The 15,619-nt window shown below is 69.5% G+C and carries 27 protein-coding genes; all 27 read left to right on the forward strand.

Going from position 1 to position 15,619, the window contains the following annotated elements; genetic code table 11:
- Positions 1-128 precede the first annotated feature (128 nt).
- The 27 genes from rpsJ (at position 129) to RM445_RS03765 (ending at position 15,542) form a co-directional block, all read left to right on the forward strand.
- Positions 129-434 (forward strand): 30S ribosomal protein S10, encoded by a 306-nt coding sequence (gene rpsJ, locus RM445_RS03635; RefSeq protein ID WP_003938093.1) that lies wholly within the window; start codon positions 129-131, stop codon positions 432-434.
- A gap of 13 nt (positions 435-447) precedes the next feature.
- Positions 448-1,107 (forward strand): 50S ribosomal protein L3, encoded by a 660-nt coding sequence (gene rplC, locus RM445_RS03640; RefSeq protein WP_311554536.1) that lies wholly within the window; start codon positions 448-450, stop codon positions 1,105-1,107.
- Positions 1,104-1,790 carry a 50S ribosomal protein L4 gene (gene rplD / locus RM445_RS03645; RefSeq protein ID WP_311554538.1) on the forward strand — a complete coding sequence of 229 codons (687 nt, stop codon included), beginning with the start codon at positions 1,104-1,106 and terminating at the stop codon, positions 1,788-1,790. Before rplC ends, rplD begins: the two co-directional genes overlap by 4 nt.
- The gene (gene rplW / locus RM445_RS03650; protein WP_311554539.1) at positions 1,787-2,086 is read left to right on the forward strand and encodes a 50S ribosomal protein L23; all 300 of its coding nucleotides are present in this window, start codon (positions 1,787-1,789) and stop codon (positions 2,084-2,086) included. Before rplD ends, rplW begins: the two co-directional genes overlap by 4 nt.
- A 13-nt stretch (positions 2,087-2,099) precedes the next feature.
- On the forward strand, positions 2,100-2,933 hold the full coding sequence (rplB, locus tag RM445_RS03655; protein WP_311554540.1) for a 50S ribosomal protein L2: 834 nt from the start codon (positions 2,100-2,102) through the stop codon (positions 2,931-2,933).
- A 15-nt stretch (positions 2,934-2,948) separates the two neighbouring features.
- Positions 2,949-3,230, forward strand: a complete 282-nt coding sequence (gene rpsS, locus RM445_RS03660; RefSeq protein WP_062397841.1) for a 30S ribosomal protein S19 — start codon at positions 2,949-2,951, stop codon at positions 3,228-3,230.
- A 28-nt stretch (positions 3,231-3,258) separates the two neighbouring features.
- Complete coding sequence (rplV, locus tag RM445_RS03665) at positions 3,259-3,687, forward strand: 50S ribosomal protein L22 (RefSeq protein ID WP_311554541.1); 429 nt, start codon at positions 3,259-3,261, stop codon at positions 3,685-3,687.
- Positions 3,687-4,547, forward strand: coding sequence for a 30S ribosomal protein S3 (gene rpsC, locus RM445_RS03670; protein WP_311554542.1), 861 nt, complete (start codon positions 3,687-3,689; stop codon positions 4,545-4,547). Before rplV ends, rpsC begins: the two co-directional genes overlap by 1 nt.
- Before the next feature lie 2 nt (positions 4,548-4,549).
- Positions 4,550-4,969 carry a 50S ribosomal protein L16 gene (gene rplP, locus RM445_RS03675; RefSeq protein WP_311554543.1) on the forward strand — a complete coding sequence of 140 codons (420 nt, stop codon included), beginning with the start codon at positions 4,550-4,552 and terminating at the stop codon, positions 4,967-4,969.
- Complete coding sequence (rpmC, locus tag RM445_RS03680; RefSeq protein ID WP_311554544.1) at positions 4,969-5,217, forward strand: 50S ribosomal protein L29; 249 nt, start codon at positions 4,969-4,971, stop codon at positions 5,215-5,217. The genes rplP and rpmC overlap by 1 nt, the downstream gene beginning before the upstream one ends.
- Complete coding sequence (gene rpsQ, locus RM445_RS03685) at positions 5,214-5,483, forward strand: 30S ribosomal protein S17 (RefSeq protein WP_311554545.1); 270 nt, start codon at positions 5,214-5,216, stop codon at positions 5,481-5,483. Before rpmC ends, rpsQ begins: the two co-directional genes overlap by 4 nt.
- Positions 5,480-5,848, forward strand: coding sequence for a 50S ribosomal protein L14 (gene rplN, locus RM445_RS03690; RefSeq protein WP_311554546.1), 369 nt, complete (start codon positions 5,480-5,482; stop codon positions 5,846-5,848). Before rpsQ ends, rplN begins: the two co-directional genes overlap by 4 nt.
- A 3-nt stretch (positions 5,849-5,851) precedes the next feature.
- On the forward strand, positions 5,852-6,166 hold the full coding sequence (rplX, locus tag RM445_RS03695) for a 50S ribosomal protein L24 (RefSeq protein WP_311554547.1): 315 nt from the start codon (positions 5,852-5,854) through the stop codon (positions 6,164-6,166).
- Complete coding sequence (gene rplE, locus RM445_RS03700) at positions 6,166-6,729, forward strand: 50S ribosomal protein L5 (protein WP_311554548.1); 564 nt, start codon at positions 6,166-6,168, stop codon at positions 6,727-6,729. The genes rplX and rplE overlap by 1 nt, the downstream gene beginning before the upstream one ends.
- A 1-nt stretch (position 6,730) precedes the next feature.
- Positions 6,731-6,916, forward strand: coding sequence for a type Z 30S ribosomal protein S14 (locus RM445_RS03705; protein WP_311554549.1), 186 nt, complete (start codon positions 6,731-6,733; stop codon positions 6,914-6,916).
- A gap of 58 nt (positions 6,917-6,974) precedes the next feature.
- The gene (rpsH, locus tag RM445_RS03710) at positions 6,975-7,373 is read left to right on the forward strand and encodes a 30S ribosomal protein S8 (protein ID WP_311554550.1); all 399 of its coding nucleotides are present in this window, start codon (positions 6,975-6,977) and stop codon (positions 7,371-7,373) included.
- 13 nt (positions 7,374-7,386) lie between these two features.
- Entirely contained in the window at positions 7,387-7,926 is a 540-nt protein-coding gene (gene rplF, locus RM445_RS03715) for a 50S ribosomal protein L6 (RefSeq protein WP_311554552.1), read from the forward strand.
- 2 nt (positions 7,927-7,928) lie between these two features.
- Positions 7,929-8,333 (forward strand): 50S ribosomal protein L18, encoded by a 405-nt coding sequence (gene rplR / locus RM445_RS03720; protein ID WP_311554553.1) that lies wholly within the window; start codon positions 7,929-7,931, stop codon positions 8,331-8,333.
- Between the two features lie 28 nt (positions 8,334-8,361).
- Positions 8,362-8,994, forward strand: a complete 633-nt coding sequence (rpsE, locus tag RM445_RS03725; RefSeq protein WP_311554554.1) for a 30S ribosomal protein S5 — start codon at positions 8,362-8,364, stop codon at positions 8,992-8,994.
- A gap of 5 nt (positions 8,995-8,999) precedes the next feature.
- Complete coding sequence (gene rpmD, locus RM445_RS03730) at positions 9,000-9,197, forward strand: 50S ribosomal protein L30 (RefSeq protein ID WP_311554908.1); 198 nt, start codon at positions 9,000-9,002, stop codon at positions 9,195-9,197.
- Positions 9,197-9,640: a 50S ribosomal protein L15 gene (rplO, locus tag RM445_RS03735; RefSeq protein ID WP_449619173.1), complete on the forward strand. Its 444-nt coding sequence runs from the start codon at positions 9,197-9,199 to the stop codon at positions 9,638-9,640. The genes rpmD and rplO overlap by 1 nt, the downstream gene beginning before the upstream one ends.
- A gap of 174 nt (positions 9,641-9,814) precedes the next feature.
- Positions 9,815-11,125, forward strand: a complete 1,311-nt coding sequence (gene secY / locus RM445_RS03740) for a preprotein translocase subunit SecY (RefSeq protein ID WP_311554555.1) — start codon at positions 9,815-9,817, stop codon at positions 11,123-11,125.
- A gap of 39 nt (positions 11,126-11,164) precedes the next feature.
- The gene (locus RM445_RS03745; protein WP_311554556.1) at positions 11,165-11,752 is read left to right on the forward strand and encodes an adenylate kinase; all 588 of its coding nucleotides are present in this window, start codon (positions 11,165-11,167) and stop codon (positions 11,750-11,752) included.
- Between the two features lie 30 nt (positions 11,753-11,782).
- Positions 11,783-12,613 carry a type I methionyl aminopeptidase gene (gene map, locus RM445_RS03750; RefSeq protein WP_311554557.1) on the forward strand — a complete coding sequence of 277 codons (831 nt, stop codon included), beginning with the start codon at positions 11,783-11,785 and terminating at the stop codon, positions 12,611-12,613.
- A 51-nt stretch (positions 12,614-12,664) separates the two neighbouring features.
- Positions 12,665-13,807 (forward strand): NAD(P) transhydrogenase subunit alpha, encoded by a 1,143-nt coding sequence (locus RM445_RS03755; RefSeq protein WP_311554558.1) that lies wholly within the window; start codon positions 12,665-12,667, stop codon positions 13,805-13,807.
- The gene (locus RM445_RS03760) at positions 13,807-14,166 is read left to right on the forward strand and encodes an NAD(P) transhydrogenase subunit alpha (RefSeq protein WP_311554559.1); all 360 of its coding nucleotides are present in this window, start codon (positions 13,807-13,809) and stop codon (positions 14,164-14,166) included. Before RM445_RS03755 ends, RM445_RS03760 begins: the two co-directional genes overlap by 1 nt.
- Positions 14,163-15,542: an NAD(P)(+) transhydrogenase (Re/Si-specific) subunit beta gene (locus RM445_RS03765; protein WP_311554560.1), complete on the forward strand. Its 1,380-nt coding sequence runs from the start codon at positions 14,163-14,165 to the stop codon at positions 15,540-15,542. Before RM445_RS03760 ends, RM445_RS03765 begins: the two co-directional genes overlap by 4 nt.
- Positions 15,543-15,619 lie beyond the last annotated feature (77 nt).

The raw sequence follows: 15,619 nt of genomic DNA on the forward strand, positions 1-15,619 counted from the left end.
GGCGGGTGAGACCGCACCGGCAAGGACCTGCAGGTTCTCGCACTGCAGGATCTGGCCGAGGGCTCCTCGCGCAGGTCCCACCCGGACACGCGTACCAAGCGGCAGGAAGAGAAGGACGACCGACGACCATGGCGGGACAAAAGATCCGCATCAGGCTGAAGGCCTACGACCACGAGGCGATCGACGCATCCGCTCGGAAGATCGTCGAGACGGTGACGCGCACCGGAGCCCGGGTCGTCGGGCCGGTGCCGCTGCCGACCGAGAAGAACGTGTACTGCGTCATCCGCTCGCCGCACAAGTACAAGGACTCGCGCGAGCACTTCGAGATGCGCACCCACAAGCGGCTCATCGACATCCTCGACCCGACGCCGAAGACGGTCGACGCGCTCATGCGCATCGACCTGCCGGCGTCCGTCGACGTCAACATCCAGTAAGGCTGACGAGACGATGACGACTGACAGGCAGGTAACCGGGATCCTGGGCACCAAGCTCGGGATGACCCAGGTCTTCGACGAGAACAACCGGATCGTCCCGGTCACGGTGGTCCAGGCGGGCCCGAACGTGGTGACGCAGGTGCGCACCCCGGACAAGGACGGCTACCCCGCGGTGCAGCTCGCCTTCGGCGCGATCGACCCGCGCAAGGTGAACAAGCCGGCCACGGGGCACTTCACCAAGGCCGGCACCACGCCGCGGCGCCACCTCGTGGAGCTGCGCACCAGCGACGCCGGCGAGTACACCGTCGGCCAGGAGATCAGCGCGACGGTGTTCGCGGCCGGCTCGGTGGTCGACGTGGTCGGCACCAGCAAGGGCAAGGGCACCGCGGGTGTCATGAAGCGCCACGGCTTCAAGGGCCTCGGCGCCAGCCACGGCACCCAGCGCAAGCACCGCTCGCCGGGCTCCATCGGCGGCTGCGCCACCCCGGGCCGTGTCTTCAAGGGCCTGCGCATGGCCGGCCGCATGGGCAACGCCCGTGTGACCACCCAGAACCTCACCGTGCACCGTGTCGACGAGGAGAACGGGCTGCTGCTCATCAAGGGCGCGGTTCCCGGTCCCCGCGGCGGCCTGCTGCTGGTGAAGACCGCAGCCAAGAAGGGCGGTGTGCAGTGACCAGCAGCCTCGAGGTGAAGAACGCCGACGGCAGTGCCGCGGGCACCACCGTCGAGCTCCCGGCGCACGTCTTCGACGTGCCCGCGAACATCGCGCTGATGCACCAGGTCGTCGTGGGCCAGCTGGCCGCGGCCCGGCAGGGCACGCACTCCACGAAGACCCGCGGCGAGGTCCGGGGCGGCGGCAAGAAGCCGTACCGGCAGAAGGGCACCGGCCGGGCCCGTCAGGGCTCGACGCGGTCCCCGCAGTTCGCAGGCGGCGGCATCTCGCACGGCCCCGTGCCGCGCGACTACACGCAGAAGACCCCGAAGAAGATGAAGGCGGCCGCCCTCCGCGGTGCGCTGTCGGACCGGGCCCGCGCCGGCGCGGTGCAGGTCGTCTCTTCGATCGTCGACGGCGACGCGCCGTCCACGAAGGCGGCCCGCAAGGTCGTCGAGGGCCTGTTCACCGCGGAGCGCACGCGCGTGCTCGCGGTCATCGGCCGCGACGACGGCGTGGGCCTGCTGAGCCTGCGGAACCTGCCGCACGTGCACATCCTGTGGCCGGACCAGCTGAACACCTACGACGTGCTGGTCAACGACGTCGTGCTGTTCACCAGCGACGCACTGGAGACGTTCCTCGCCGGCCCGATCGCCGCGCCGACACGGCGCTCGCTCCAGGCCGAGAAGGAGGCTGCGAAGTGATCGCCGATCCGCGGGACATCCTGCTCGCGCCGGTCGTCTCGGAGAAGAGCTACGGGCTGCTCGAAGAGCGCCAGTACACCTTCGTCGTGCGGCCGGACGCCAACAAGACCCAGATCAAGATCGCCGTGGAGAAGGTGTTCGGTGTCAAGGTGCTCAGCGTCAACACGCTGAACCGCCCGGGCAAGCGCAAGCGCACCCGCACCGGCTACGGCAAGCGCAAGGACACCAAGCGCGCGATCGTCACGCTCTCGCAGGAGAGCCGGACGATCGACGTGTTCGGTGGCCCGGCGAGCTGAGGGGCTGACAAGAATGGGTATTCGCAAGTACAAGCCGACGACCCCCGGCCGCCGCGGTTCGAGCGTGTCGGACTTCGCCGAGATCACGCGTTCCACGCCGGAGAAGTCGCTGGTCCGTCCGCTGCACTCCAAGGGCGGGCGTAACGTCCACGGCAAGGTCACCACCCGGCACCAGGGCGGCGGCCACAAGCGGGCGTACCGGCTGATCGACTTCCGTCGCAACGACAAGGACGGCGTGCCGGCCACCGTCGCGCACATCGAGTACGACCCGAACCGCACCTCGCGGATCGCGCTGCTGCACTACGCCGACGGCGAGAAGCGCTACATCGTCGCGCCGGCGCGGCTGCGGCAGGGCGACAAGGTCGAGGCCGGCCCCCGGGCCGACATCAAGGTCGGCAACAACCTGCCGCTCCGCAACATCCCCACCGGCACCGTGGTGCACGCGATCGAGCTCCGCCCCGGTGGCGGCGCGAAGATCGCCCGCTCGGCCGGTTCGGGTGTGCAGCTCGTAGCGAAGGACGGGCCGTACGCCCAGCTCCGTCTGCCGTCGGGCGAGATCCGCAACGTCGACGTCCGCTGTCGCGCGACGGTCGGCGAGGTGGGCAACGCCGAGCACAGCAACATCAACTGGGGCAAGGCGGGCCGCATGCGCTGGAAGGGCAAGCGCCCGACCGTCCGCGGTGTCGCCATGAACCCGGTCGACCACCCGCATGGTGGTGGTGAGGGCAAGACCTCCGGTGGTCGCCACCCGGTGAACCCGGCAGGCAAGCCCGAGGGCCGCACCCGCCGCACCAAGCCGTCCGACAAGCTGATCGTCCGCCGGCGCCGTACCGGCAAGAAGCGCTGAGCAGGGAGGTAACCAATGCCGCGCAGCCTGAAGAAGGGCCCGTTCGTGGACGACCACCTGCTCAAGAAGGTGGATGTCCTCAACGAGTCGGGCAAGAAGACCGTGATCCGGACCTGGTCCCGCCGGTCCACCATCATCCCGGACATGATCGGCCACACGATCGCGGTGCACGACGGCCGCAAGCACGTGCCGGTCTTCGTGTCCGACTCGATGGTCGGCCACAAGCTGGGGGAGTTCGCTCCCACCCGGACCTTCCGGGGCCATATCAAGGACGACCGCAAGGCGCGCAGGCGCTGAGCCCGAGCAGACGAAGGAGAGGGAAGTCATGACGGCAGCAGCCGAAACCGCCCCCGCCGCGGTGCTCGAGCCCGCTCGGGCCCGCGCGACCGCGAAGTACGTCCACATGTCGCCGACGAAGGTGCGACGGGTCGTTGCGATGATCAAGGGTCTCCCCCTGCAGGAGGCCCTCGACATCCTGCGGTTCACCCCGCACGCCGCGGCCCGCCCGCTGTTCAAGGTCGTCGCCAGTGCGGCCGCGAACGCGGAGAACAACCTGGACCTGGACCGCGACACCCTCGTGGTGGCCGCGGCCTACGCCGACGAGGGTCCGACGCTCAAGCGCATCCGGCCGCGTGCCCAGGGCCGCGCCTACCGGATCCGCAAGCGTACGAGCCACATCACCGTCGAGGTCGAGTCCGTGCCCGCCAGGACAGGGCGCGGCGGCCGCGGCGGTGCGAAGGGGAGGGCCCGCTGATGGGTCAGAAGATCAACCCGCACGGGTTCCGGCTGGGGATTACCACCGACTGGAAGTCGCGCTGGTTCGCAGACAAGCAGTACGCGGAGTACGTGAAGGAAGACGTCGAGATCCGCAAGATGCTCTCCAAGGGCATGGAGCGGGCCGGCATCTCCAAGGTCGAGATCGAGCGCACCCGTGACCGCGTGCGGGTGGACATCCACACCGCGCGTCCGGGCATCGTGATCGGCCGGCGTGGAGCCGAGGCGGACCGCATCCGGGGCCAGCTCGAGAAGCTGACCAAGAAGCAGGTCCAGCTCAACATCCTCGAGGTCAAGAACAGCGAGTCCGACGCGCAGCTCGTCGCGCAGGGCGTCGCCGAGCAGCTGAGCAACCGCGTGGCCTTCCGCCGCGCGATGCGCAAGGCGATCCAGTCGGCGATGCGCAGCCCGCAGGTCAAGGGCATCCGAGTGCAGTGCTCGGGGCGCCTCGGCGGTGCGGAGATGTCGCGTTCGGAGTTCTACCGCGAGGGTCGGGTCCCGCTGCACACGCTGCGTGCCGACATCGACTACGGCCTCTTCGAGGCCCGCACCACCTTCGGCCGGATCGGCGTGAAGGTGTGGATCTACAAGGGCGACGTCGTCGGCGGTCGCCGCGAGGGCGCGCCCGCCGCACCGAGTGCGGACCGTGCTCCGCGTCGTGAGCGGCCGCAGCGCCGTCGGTCGGGTGCCTCGGGCACCACGTCCGGCGGTACCGAGGCCGGTCGCGCCGCTGCCGAGCGCGCGGACGCCCCGGACAACCAGGGCGGCATCGCGACGCTCGAGGCGGACCAGGCTGCTCAGCAGATCACCGAGCAGCCGCAGCAGGGTGGGGAGGCGTAGTCATGCTGATCCCCCGCAGGGTCAAGCACCGCAAGCAGCACCGTCCGCACCGCACCGGTGCGGCCACCGGTGGCACCCGTGTCACCTTCGGCGAGTTCGGCATCCAGGCGCTCGAGCCCGCGTACGTGACGAACCGGCAGATCGAGTCGGCGCGTATCGCGATCAACCGGCACATCCGCCGTGGCGGCAAGGTCTGGATCAACATCTTCCCGGACCGTCCGCTCACCAAGAAGCCGGCCGAGACCCGGATGGGTTCCGGCAAGGGCTCGCCGGAGTTCTGGATCGCGAACGTCAAGCCCGGGCGCGTGCTGTTCGAGATGAGCTACCCGAACGAGCAGACCGCGCGTGAGGCGCTGCGCCGCGCGATCCACAAGCTGCCGATGAAGTGCCGCATCGTGACCCGTGAGGGTGGTGACATCTGATGGCGCGCGGTACCGGGACGACGACGGCCGCCGATCTGCGCGAGCTGACCGACGAGGAGCTCGTGCTGCGTGTCCGGGAGTCCAAGGAGGAGCTGTTCAACCTCCGCTTCCAGATGGCGACCGGGCAGCTGGACAACAACCGGCGGCTGCGTACCGTCCGGCACGACATCGCGCGGATCTACACGGTCATGCGCGAGCGCGAGCTGGGCCTCTCGGCCGCACCGAGCGACAACGAGGGCGCGGCATGAGTGAGACAACGAGCACGCGCGGGGAGCGCAAGGTCCGCGAGGGACTGGTCGTGTCCGACAAGATGGACAAGACGATCGTGGTCAGCCTCGAGGACCGGGTGAAGCACCCGCTGTACGGCAAGGTCATCCGGCGGACGAGCAAGGTCAAGGCGCACGACGAGGCCAACACGGCCGGCGTCGGCGACCGGGTCCGCCTGATGGAGACGCGACCGCTGTCGGCGACGAAGCGCTGGCGGCTGGTCGAGATCCTGGAGAAGGCGAAGTGATCCAGCAGGAGTCGCGGCTGCGCGTCGCGGACAACACCGGTGCCAAGGAGATCCTCTGCATCCGGGTGCTGGGCGGTTCGGGGCGGCGTTACGCCGGGATCGGCGACGTCATCGTCGCCACGGTGAAGGAGGCCATCCCGGCCGCCGGGGTGAAGCGCGGTGACGTCGTCAAGGCGGTCATCGTGCGCACCGTCAAGGAGAAGCGCCGGCCGGACGGCTCGTACATCCGGTTCGACGAGAACGCCGCCGTGCTGATCAAGCCCGATGGCGAGCCGCGAGGGACGCGCATCTTCGGACCGGTCGGCCGTGAGCTCCGCGACAAGCGGTTCATGAAGATCATCTCCCTCGCGCCGGAGGTGTTGTAGCTGATGAAGGTCAAGAAGGGCGACACCGTCGTGGTGATCGCAGGCAAGGACAAGGGCGCCAAGGGCAAGGTCATCCAGGCCTACCCGACGCGCGACCGCGTGCTGGTCGAGGGCGTCAACCGGATCAAGAAGCACACCCGGGTGAGCCAGAACCAGCGTGGGGCGCAGTCGGGCGGGATCGTCACCCAGGAGGCGCCGATCCACGTGTCCAACGTGATGGTGGTCGACTCCGACGGCAAGCCGGCTCGCGTGGGCAAGACGACCACCGACGACGGCAAGCGCGTGCGGATCTCCCGGCGCAACGGGAAGGAGATCTGATGACCACGGCAGAAACGGTCGCGCCGCGGCTCAAGCAGCGCTACCGCGACGAGATCCGGGGCGGACTGCAGGAGCAGTTCGGCTACGGGAACGTCATGCAGATCCCGGGCGTCGTGAAGGTCGTCGTCAACATGGGTGTCGGCGACGCCGCCCGCGACGCGAAGCTGATCGACGGCGCGGTCCGCGACCTGGCCACGATCACCGGGCAGAAGCCGCAGGTCCGTCGGGCGACCAAGTCCATCGCGCAGTTCAAGCTGCGTGAGGGCATGCCGATCGGCGCGAAGGTCACGCTGCGCGGCGACCGGATGTGGGAGTTCCTGGACCGGCTGCTGACCATCGCGCTGCCGCGTATCCGCGACTTCCGCGGCCTGTCGCCGAACCAGTTCGACGGCCGGGGCAACTACACGTTCGGGCTCAACGAGCAGTCGATGTTCCACGAGATCGACCCCGACAGCATCGACCGCCCACGCGGCATGGACATCACCGTCGTCACGACGGCGACGACGGACGAGGAAGGCCGGGCGCTACTGCGCCGTCTGGGATTCCCGTTCAAGGAGGCGTGAGATGGCCAAGAAGGCCCTCGTCATCAAGGCCGCGGCCAAGCCGAAGTTCAAGGTCCGCGGATACACGCGCTGCCAGAAGTGCGGGCGACCCCGCGCCGTGCTGCGCAAGTTTGGGTTGTGCCGCATCTGCGTGCGTCAGATGGCGCACCGCGGTGAGCTGCCCGGCGTCAGCAAGAGCAGCTGGTAACACCCCCTGATCGCCGTAGGCCCCGAGCCGGGGAACCGCGGCGGGAAAGTAGTTCGCCATGACGATGACCGATCCGATCGCAGACATGCTCACGCGTCTGCGCAACGCGAACTCGGCCTATCACGACCAGGTCGTGATGCCGCATTCGAAGCTCAAGGTCTCGATCGCCGAGATCCTGCAGCGCGAGGGCTACATCGCGGGCCACCGCACCGAGGACGCCGAGGTCGGCAAGGTCCTGGTGATCGAGCTCAAGTACGGCCGCAACCGCGAGCGCAGCATCGCGGGCCTGCGCCGGGTCTCCAAGCCCGGCCTGCGGGTCTACGCGAAGTCGACCAACCTGCCTCGCGTCCTTGGCGGCCTGGGCGTCGCGATCATCTCGACGTCGAACGGTCTCCAGACCGAGCGGCAGGCGCACAAGAACGGCGTGGGCGGCGAAGTCCTCGCCTACGTCTGGTGAGGGGTTAGAAATCATGTCCCGCATCGGGAAGCTTCCGATCACCGTGCCGTCCGGGGTCGACGTGGCCATCGAGGGCCGCATGGTGACGGTCAAGGGGCCGAAGGGCACCCTGTCGCACACCGTGGTCGAGCCGATCACGGTCGAACGCGCCGACGACGGCACGGTGCAGCTGCGCCGTCCGGACGACGAGCGCCGCAGCAAGGCCATGCACGGTCTGTCCCGCTCGCTGGTCCAGAACCTCGTCACCGGCGTCACCGCCGGGTACGAGAAGAAGCTGGAGATCGTCGGCGTCGGTTACCGCGTCGCGTTGCGCGACGGAAGGCTCGAGTTCGCGCTCGGCTTCAGCCACCCGGTCGTCGTCGAGCCGCCGGAGGGCATCACCTTCGCCGTCGAGGCCCCCACCCGGTTCTCGGTGTCGGGCATCGACAAGCAGCTGGTCGGCGAGACCGCCGCGAACATCCGCAAGATCCGCAAGCCCGAGCCCTACAAGGGCAAGGGCGTGCGGTACGCCGGCGAGAACGTCCGCCGCAAGGTCGGGAAGACGGGTAAGTGAGCATGGCTGACACGATTTCCGCCAACGCGAAGAAGCGCACCGCGCCGCGCGTCTCACTGGAGCGCCGCCGGTCGCGGACCCGCCGCCACGCCCGACTGCGCAAGAAGGTCAACGGCACGCCGGCGCGACCGCGTCTGGTGGTCAACCGCAGCTCACGGCACATGGTCGTCCAGCTGATCGACGACGTTGCGGGCCACACGCTCGCCTCGGCGTCGACGCTCGAGGCCGACGTGCGCGGGCTGGAGGGCGACAAGAAGGCGAAGGCGGCCAAGGTCGGCGAGCTGATCGCCGCCCGGGCCCGCGAAGCCGGCGTGACCGCGGTGGTGTTCGACCGGGGTGGCTTCGTCTACCACGGCCGGGTCGCCGCGCTCGCCGATGCCGCCCGCGAGGGCGGCCTGGAGTTCTGATGGGTATCGAGATGGAAGGGAACGCCTGATGCCGGGACGTGCACGGCGTGACGGCGGGGGCCCCGCGGGCGGCAGCGGTGACAACCGCGACCGCCGGGACCGCCGCGACGGGGGCCGTGGCGGGGCGGCCCAGGACAAGACCCCGTACATCGAGCGCCTGGTGACGATCAACCGCGTCGCCAAGGTGGTCAAGGGTGGCCGCCGCTTCAGCTTCACCGCGCTGATGATCGTCGGCGACGGCGACGGCCTGGTGGGCGTCGGCTACGGCAAGGCCAAGGAGGTGCCTGCGGCGATCGCCAAGGGTGTCGAGGAGGCGAAGAAGAACTTCTTCCGCGTCCCGCGCATCGGCGGCACGATCGTGCACCGCGTGCAGGGCGAGGCCGCCGCGGGCGTGGTCATGCTGCGCCCGGCGAGCCCCGGTACCGGCGTCATCGCCGGTGGCCCGGTGCGCGCCGTGCTGGAGTGCGCCGGCGTCCACGACATCCTGAGCAAGTCCCTGGGCAGCGACAACGCGATCAACATCGTGCACGCCACGGTGGCCGCGCTGAAGCAGATCCAGCGTCCGGAGGAGGTCGCGGCCCGCCGTGGCCTGCCGCTCGAGGACGTCGCCCCGGCCAAGATGCTGCGCGACCGTGCTGCGGCCGCGCAGGGTTCGAGGTGATCCCGTTGGCCCAGACGAATTCGACACGGCTGAAGATCACCCAGGTGCGCAGCACGATCGGCGGCAAGCAGAACCAGCGGGCCACGCTGCTCTCCCTGGGCCTGCGCAAGATCCGCCAGTCCGTGGAGCGCGACGACACTCCGCAGATCCGCGGCATGATCCGCACGGTCCGGCACCTCGTGACCGTGGAGGAGGTGTCCTGATGACGATCAAAATCCACGACCTGCGTCCGGCGGCCGGGGCCAACAAGGCCAAGAGGCGCGTCGGCCGTGGCGAGGGCGGCAAGGGCGGCAAGACCGCCGGTCGCGGTACCAAGGGCACGGGCGCTCGCAAGAACGTCCCGGCCGGCTTCGAGGGCGGGCAGATGCCGCTGCACATGCGGCTGCCCAAGCTCAAGGGCTTCCGCAACCGCTTCCGGGTGGAGTTCCAGGTCGTGAACGTCGGCGACCTCGGAACGCTGTTCCCCGACGGCGGCACGGTGGGCCCGGAGGAGCTGGCCGAGGCCGGTGCCGTCCGGCGCAACAAGCCGGTCAAGGTCCTCGGCAACGGCGACATCGGCGTCGCGCTGACCATCAGCGCGCACGCGTTCTCGGGCAGTGCCCGCGACAAGATCACGGGTGCGGGCGGCTCGGTCACCGAGCTGTAGTCCGTCACCACCGCCCGGACCGGCACTTCATCAGGAGTGCCGGTCCGTGGCGTATCGGCCCCGGAGCCGCTGTTAGAGTCGCTTCCGTCGGTCGGGCCGTCGGCCCGCCGGTGTGCGCCGGCTTTCTCGCCGGTCGACGGGCCTTTTGCCCGGAGTCAGTACAGGAGGATGTCCGTGCTCAGCGCTTTCCGGTCGGCCCTGACCACGCCGGACCTCCGGAAGAAGATTCTCTTCACCCTCGCGATGGTCGCGGTCTACCGTGCAGGGGCGGCCATTCCGGCGCCCGGCGTGTCGTACCCGAACGTGCAGGAGTGCATCCGGCAGGTCGAGGGCGGCGAGAACTCCAGCGTCTACTCGCTGATCAACCTGTTCTCCGGCGGTGCGCTGCTCCAGCTGTCGATCTTCGCGCTGGGCATCATGCCGTACATCACCGCCAGCATCATCGTCCAGCTGCTCACCGTCGTCATCCCGCGGTTCGAGCAGCTGAAGAAGGAAGGGCAGTCGGGTCAGAACAAGCTGACCCAGTACACCCGGTACCTGACGATCGCCTTGGCGATCCTGCAGTCCACGGGCATCGTGGCGCTGGCGGACCGCGGGCAGCTGTTCGGCAACTGCACCCAGCCGGTCATCCCCGAATCCAGCATCTTCATGCTGTCGATCATCGTGATCACCATGACGGCGGGCACCGCGGTGATCATGTGGCTGGGCGAGCAGGTTACCGAGCGCGGCATCGGCAACGGCATGTCGCTCCTGATCTTCTCCTCGATCGCGGCCCGGATCCCCGCGGAGGGCCGCAACATCCTGCAGAACTCCGGCGGGCTGGTCTTCGCGGGCGTCTGCGTGTTCGGTCTGGCCATCATCGCGAGCGTCGTGTTCGTCGAGCAGGGCCAGCGGCGCATCCCCGTCCAGTACGCGAAGCGCATGGTCGGACGGCGGATGTACGGCGGCACCTCGACGTACCTGCCGCTCAAGGTGAACCAGGCCGGCGTCATCCCGGTGATCTTCGGGTCGTCGCTGCTGTACCTGCCCGACCTGATCTCCCGGCTGGCGGGCACGGAGGGTGGGGCCTTCCAGCGGTTCGTCCAGACCTATCTCGTCGACCAGTCGAACTGGTTGCACATCATCCTGTACATCGGCCTGATCATCTTCTTCACGTACTTCTACGTCGGCATCACGTTCAACCCGGACGAGCGCGCCGACGAGATGAAGAAGTTCGGCGGGTTCATCCCCGGCATCCGGCCCGGTAGGCCGACGGCCGAGTACCTGAACTTCGTGCTCTCCCGCATCACGTTGCCCGGCTCGCTGTACCTGGGTCTCATCGCCGTGCTGCCCAACTTCTTCCTCGGCATCACCGGCAGTGGGCAGAACCAGAACTTCCCGTTCGGCGGCACGGCGGTTTTGATCATGGTCGGCGTCGGGCTCGACACCGTCAAGCAGATCGAGAGCCAGCTCATGCAGCGCAATTACGAGGGGTTCCTGCGCTAACGTCGGCACGGCCACCGTCGGCGTTCGAGCCGTCGGGTCATGTCGAGGCTCCTGTCGCGTCGAAGGTGTGGAGGAAACGTGCGATTGGTTCTGGTGGGTCCGCCGGGTGCGGGCAAGGGCACACAGGCGGAGCGGTTGGCACAGCGGTTGGACGTGCCCCACATCTCCACCGGAGACCTGTTCCGCGCGAATCTCAAGGAGATGACGCCGCTGGGCGTCGAGGCCAAGCGCTACATGGACGCGGGCAACCTGGTGCCGGACGAGGTCACCAGCAACATGGTCCGCGCCCGCCTGGCCGAGCCGGACGCCGCCAAGGGCTTCATCCTCGACGGCTTCCCGCGCACCCTCCCGCAGGCCGACACCCTCGACATCATGCTGGACGAACTCGGCGTGAACCTGGACGCCGTCGTGGAGTTCGCGGTGGCCGACGAGGTCGTGGTCCAGCGGCTGCTCGGCCGCGGCCGCAGCGACGACACCGAAGAGGTCATCCGCAACCGGCAGAAGGTCTACCGCGACGAGACCGCACCGCTGCTCGAGCACTATCGCGACAAGCTCGTGAGCGTCGACGCCGTCGGCTCGGTCGAGGAGATCACCGATCGGCTCGCGGACGCGCTGCCGCGCCGGTGAGTCTCCTCGTCCGGTGAGCAGGACCCACTCGTGAACAAGGGCACGCGGACCGGTGTGCGTGCGGTACTCGCGCGCTGGCGTGGCCGCGACATCGAGCTCAAGAGTCCCGGCGAGATCGACGCCATGCGGGTCGCCGGCGGCCTCGTGGCGCAGGCCCTGGCCGCCGTCACCGCGGCTGCCCGGCCCGGCGTGAGCACGGGGGAACTCGATGCGATCGCCGAGCAGGTCATCCGCGACGGCGGCGGCGTGCCCTCGTTCCTCGGCTACCACGGCTATCCGGCGTCGATCTGCGCATCGCTGAACGAGCAGATCGTGCACGGCATCCCCGCAGGCACGCAGGTCCTCGCCGACGGCGACCTCCTGTCGGTCGACTGCGGGGCGATCGTCGAGGGCTGGCACGGCGACGCCGCCGTCACGCTCGCCGTCGGCACCGTCGCGCCGGCCGACCTGGCGCTGTCGGCGGCGTGCCGGGAGGCCCTGGACGCCGGGATCGCGGCCGTCCGGCCCGACGCACGCCTCACCGACGTCTCGCACGCCGTGCAGGCCGCTGCGGAGGCCGCCGGGCGCCGCGACGGCTCCCCGTACGGCATCGTCGAGGAGTACGGCGGGCACGGCATCGGCACGTCCATGCACATGGACCCGTTCCTGCCCAACCACGGTGCCCCCGGGCACGGCCCGCGGCTCGTCGTGGGCATGGCGCTGGCCGTCGAGCCGATGCTGACGGGCGGTGATGCGGAGACGCGCGAGCTCGACGACGGGTGGACGGTCGTCACGGCGGACGGCAGCCGGGCGGCGCACTGGGAGCACTCGGTCGCGGTGACCGACGACGGCCCGCGGATCCTCACCCTCCCGCTCGGTTGATCGCGCCCGTCGTCCCGCGCGCACCGGTTGCTCTGGGCTAGGTTTCGGCTCATGGGCGCAGATGCCGAGGCCGAGAGCGGCCAGATCGGGAAGCAGCGGCCTGTCACCGTCGGCGTGCCGCGGGAGATCGCCGAGGGGGAGCGGCGCGTCGCGCTCGTCCCCCAGGTCGTGGGGCGGCTGCGGTCGCGGGGACTGACCGTGGTGGTGGAGCCGGGCGCCGGGCTCGGCGCGCTGATCCCGGACGAGGCGTACGCCGCCGCCGGTGCCGTTCTTGGTGATCCCTGGACGACCGATGTCATCCTGACCGTCACCCCGCCGACGTCCGAGCAGGTGCCGCGGCTGCGGCCCGGCACCGTGCTCATCGGCTTCCTCGCACCGCTCACCGCACCGGAGACCGTCGCCGACCTGCGGGCGGCAGGCGTGCACGGTTTCGCGATGGAGGCCGTGCCGCGGATCTCGCGTGCGCAGAGCATGGACGCGTTGTCGTCGCAGGCCAACGTCGCCGGTTACCGCTCCGTGCTGGTCGCGGCCGAGTACCTCACCCGCTACTTCCCGATGCTCACCACCGCGGCGGGCACGGTGAAGCCGGCCACGGTGCTCGTGCTCGGTGTGGGGGTCGCGGGCCTGCAGGCGTTGGCGACGGCCAAGCGGCTCGGTGCCCGCACCACCGGCTACGACGTCCGTCCCGAGGTGGCCGAGCAGGTCCGCTCACTGGGCGCGCAGTGGCTCGACCTGGGCATCGAGGCAGCTGGCGAGGGCGGGTACGCCCGCGAGCTGACCGAGGACGAGCGGACAGAGCAGCAGAAGCGCCTGGAGGAGGCGATCACCGGGTTCGACGTGGTGATCACCACCGCGAACGTTCCGGGACGGCGGGCGCCCACCCTGGTGACCGCCGCGGCCGTCGCCGGGATGCGCCCGGGCAGTGTGGTCGTCGACCTCGCGGGGGAGAGCGGCGGCAACTGCGCGCTCACGACACCGGGGGCGACCGTGGTGCACCACGACGTGACGGTCACGTCGCCGCTGAACCTGCCCGCATCCATGCCCGAGCACGCATCCGAGCTGTACGCCCGCAACGTCGTGGCCCTGCTGGAGCTGATGCTCGACGACTCGGGTGCGCTCGTGCCCGAGCGGATCGCGGGCGGCGACGACGAGGTGCTGGTGGGGTCGTGCGTGACGCGAGAGGGACGGACCTGATGATTCCGGGGCAGTCGGTCGGCGACACGACCGGAGACCTGCTGGCGGACCTCGCGATCCTGGTGCTGGCCGGGTTCGTCGGGTTCGCGGTGATCTCCAAGGTGCCCAACACGCTGCACACGCCGCTGATGTCGGGGACGAACGCGATCCACGGGATCGTCCTGCTCGGCGGCATCGTCGTGCTCGGGCGGCTGGAGAACCCGTCGTTCCTCGACGTGGTGATCCTCGTGGTGGCGATCGTCTTCGGCATGATCAACGTGGTGGGCGGGTTCCTGGTCACCGACCGGATGCTGGCGATGTTCAAACCCAAGAAGTCGCTCGAGCGGGACGTCACGGGGCCCAAGGAGGGCGGGCGGTGACCGTCGTCGTCCCGCTGCTCTACATCGTCGCGTTCGGGCTGTTCATCCTCGGCCTGTCCGGACTCACCGGACCGCGGACGGCGGTGCGCGGCAACAAGGTCGCCGCTGTCGGAATGGTCGTCGCCGTCGTCGCCACGCTGCTCACGGTGCGCCACAACTGGTTGCTGATCCTCGTCGGGCTGGTGATCGGCGGGGCGCTGGGTGTGCCGTCGGCCCGGCGGGTGCGGATGACGGCGATGCCGCAGATGGTGGCGCTGTTCAACGGCGTCGGTGGCGGTGCGGTCGCGCTGATCGCGTGGTCGGAGTTCCGCACGACGGACGCGTTCGCCGGTGAGCCGCTCTACGTGGTGATCGCGTCGCTGTTCGGCGCCATCGTCGGCTCGGTGTCGTTCTGGGGCTCCCTGGTGGCGTTCGGCAAGCTCCAGGAGATCCTGCCCGGACGCCCGCTCGGGCTCGGCCGCGCGCAGCAGGTGGTGAACCTGCTGCTGCTCGCCGGCGCCGCGGCCTGCGCAACGTCGGCGGCGATCGGTGGCGCAGAGCTGTGGATGATCGGCTTGCTGGTGCTCGCCGCGGTGCTCGGCGTGATGGTGGTGCTGCCCATCGGTGGCGCCGACATGCCCGTGGTGATCTCGTTGCTGAACGCGCTCACCGGGCTCTCGGCCGCCGCGGCCGGCCTGGCGCTGGGCAACACCGCGATGATCGTCGCCGGGATGATCGTCGGGGCGTCCGGCACGATCCTCACCAACCTCATGGCCACCGCCATGAACCGCTCGATCCCGGCGATCGTCGCGGGTGGCTTCGGCGGGACGTCGACGGCGCCCAGCGTTGAGGGTGCGGCGGACCGCCAGGTGACGGCGACCACCGCGGCAGATGCCGCCATCCGCATGGCCTACGCCTCGCAGGTGATCGTGGTGCCCGGGTACGGCATGGCCGTCGCGCAGGCGCAGCACGCGGTCAAGGACATGGCCAGCCTCCTGGAGGAGCGCGGCGTCGAGGTCAAGTACGCGATTCACCCCGTGGCCGGCCGCATGCCCGGACACATGAACGTGCTGCTCGCCGAAGCCGACGTGCCCTACGACGCGCTCCGCGAGATGGACGAGATCAACGACGAGTTCCCGCGGACCGACGTCGCCCTGGTCATCGGGGCGAACGACGTCACCAACCCCGCTGCCCGCACCGACCCCGGCTCGCCGATCCACGGCATGCCCATCCTCGACGTCGACCGCAGCCGCTCGGTGATCGTGCTCAAGCGCTCCATGAACAGCGGGTTCGCCGGCATCGACAACCCGCTGTTCTACGCCCCGAACACCGTCATGCTCTTCGGCGACGCCAAGAGCTCCGTGATGGAGGTCACCGAGGAGCTCAAGGCCTTGTAAAGCTGAAACGTGTTTCCGGATGCGGCTGATCACGGTCGGTAGTCGGTAAATCGGACAAAACGGCGTTGCGAAATGCA

The organism is Pseudonocardia charpentierae (assembly GCF_031845345.1).
Lineage (GTDB): Bacteria > Actinomycetota > Actinomycetes > Mycobacteriales > Pseudonocardiaceae > Pseudonocardia > Pseudonocardia charpentierae.

Excerpts from the sequence above, each read along its gene's own strand:
- rpsJ (WP_003938093.1), top strand. The coding sequence starts at position 129 with ATGGCGGGACAAAAGATCCGCATCAGGCTGAAGGCCTACGACCACGAG.
- rplC (WP_311554536.1), top strand. The coding sequence starts at position 448 with ATGACGACTGACAGGCAGGTAACCGGGATCCTGGGCACCAAGCTCGGG.
- rplB (WP_311554540.1), top strand. The coding sequence starts at position 2,100 with ATGGGTATTCGCAAGTACAAGCCGACGACCCCCGGCCGCCGCGGTTCG.
- rpsS (WP_062397841.1), top strand. The coding sequence starts at position 2,949 with ATGCCGCGCAGCCTGAAGAAGGGCCCGTTCGTGGACGACCACCTGCTC.
- rplV (WP_311554541.1), top strand. The coding sequence starts at position 3,259 with ATGACGGCAGCAGCCGAAACCGCCCCCGCCGCGGTGCTCGAGCCCGCT.
- rpsC (WP_311554542.1), top strand. The coding sequence starts at position 3,687 with ATGGGTCAGAAGATCAACCCGCACGGGTTCCGGCTGGGGATTACCACC.
- rplP (WP_311554543.1), top strand. The coding sequence starts at position 4,550 with ATGCTGATCCCCCGCAGGGTCAAGCACCGCAAGCAGCACCGTCCGCAC.
- rpmC (WP_311554544.1), top strand. The coding sequence starts at position 4,969 with ATGGCGCGCGGTACCGGGACGACGACGGCCGCCGATCTGCGCGAGCTG.
- rpsQ (WP_311554545.1), top strand. The coding sequence starts at position 5,214 with ATGAGTGAGACAACGAGCACGCGCGGGGAGCGCAAGGTCCGCGAGGGA.
- rplX (WP_311554547.1), top strand. The coding sequence starts at position 5,852 with ATGAAGGTCAAGAAGGGCGACACCGTCGTGGTGATCGCAGGCAAGGAC.
- rplE (WP_311554548.1), top strand. The coding sequence starts at position 6,166 with ATGACCACGGCAGAAACGGTCGCGCCGCGGCTCAAGCAGCGCTACCGC.
- RM445_RS03705 (WP_311554549.1), top strand. The coding sequence starts at position 6,731 with ATGGCCAAGAAGGCCCTCGTCATCAAGGCCGCGGCCAAGCCGAAGTTC.
- rpsH (WP_311554550.1), top strand. The coding sequence starts at position 6,975 with ATGACGATGACCGATCCGATCGCAGACATGCTCACGCGTCTGCGCAAC.
- rplF (WP_311554552.1), top strand. The coding sequence starts at position 7,387 with ATGTCCCGCATCGGGAAGCTTCCGATCACCGTGCCGTCCGGGGTCGAC.
- rplR (WP_311554553.1), top strand. The coding sequence starts at position 7,929 with ATGGCTGACACGATTTCCGCCAACGCGAAGAAGCGCACCGCGCCGCGC.
- rpsE (WP_311554554.1), top strand. The coding sequence starts at position 8,362 with ATGCCGGGACGTGCACGGCGTGACGGCGGGGGCCCCGCGGGCGGCAGC.
- rplO (WP_449619173.1), top strand. The coding sequence starts at position 9,197 with ATGACGATCAAAATCCACGACCTGCGTCCGGCGGCCGGGGCCAACAAG.
- RM445_RS03745 (WP_311554556.1), top strand. The coding sequence starts at position 11,165 with ATGTCGAGGCTCCTGTCGCGTCGAAGGTGTGGAGGAAACGTGCGATTG.
- RM445_RS03755 (WP_311554558.1), top strand. The coding sequence starts at position 12,665 with ATGGGCGCAGATGCCGAGGCCGAGAGCGGCCAGATCGGGAAGCAGCGG.
- RM445_RS03760 (WP_311554559.1), top strand. The coding sequence starts at position 13,807 with ATGATTCCGGGGCAGTCGGTCGGCGACACGACCGGAGACCTGCTGGCG.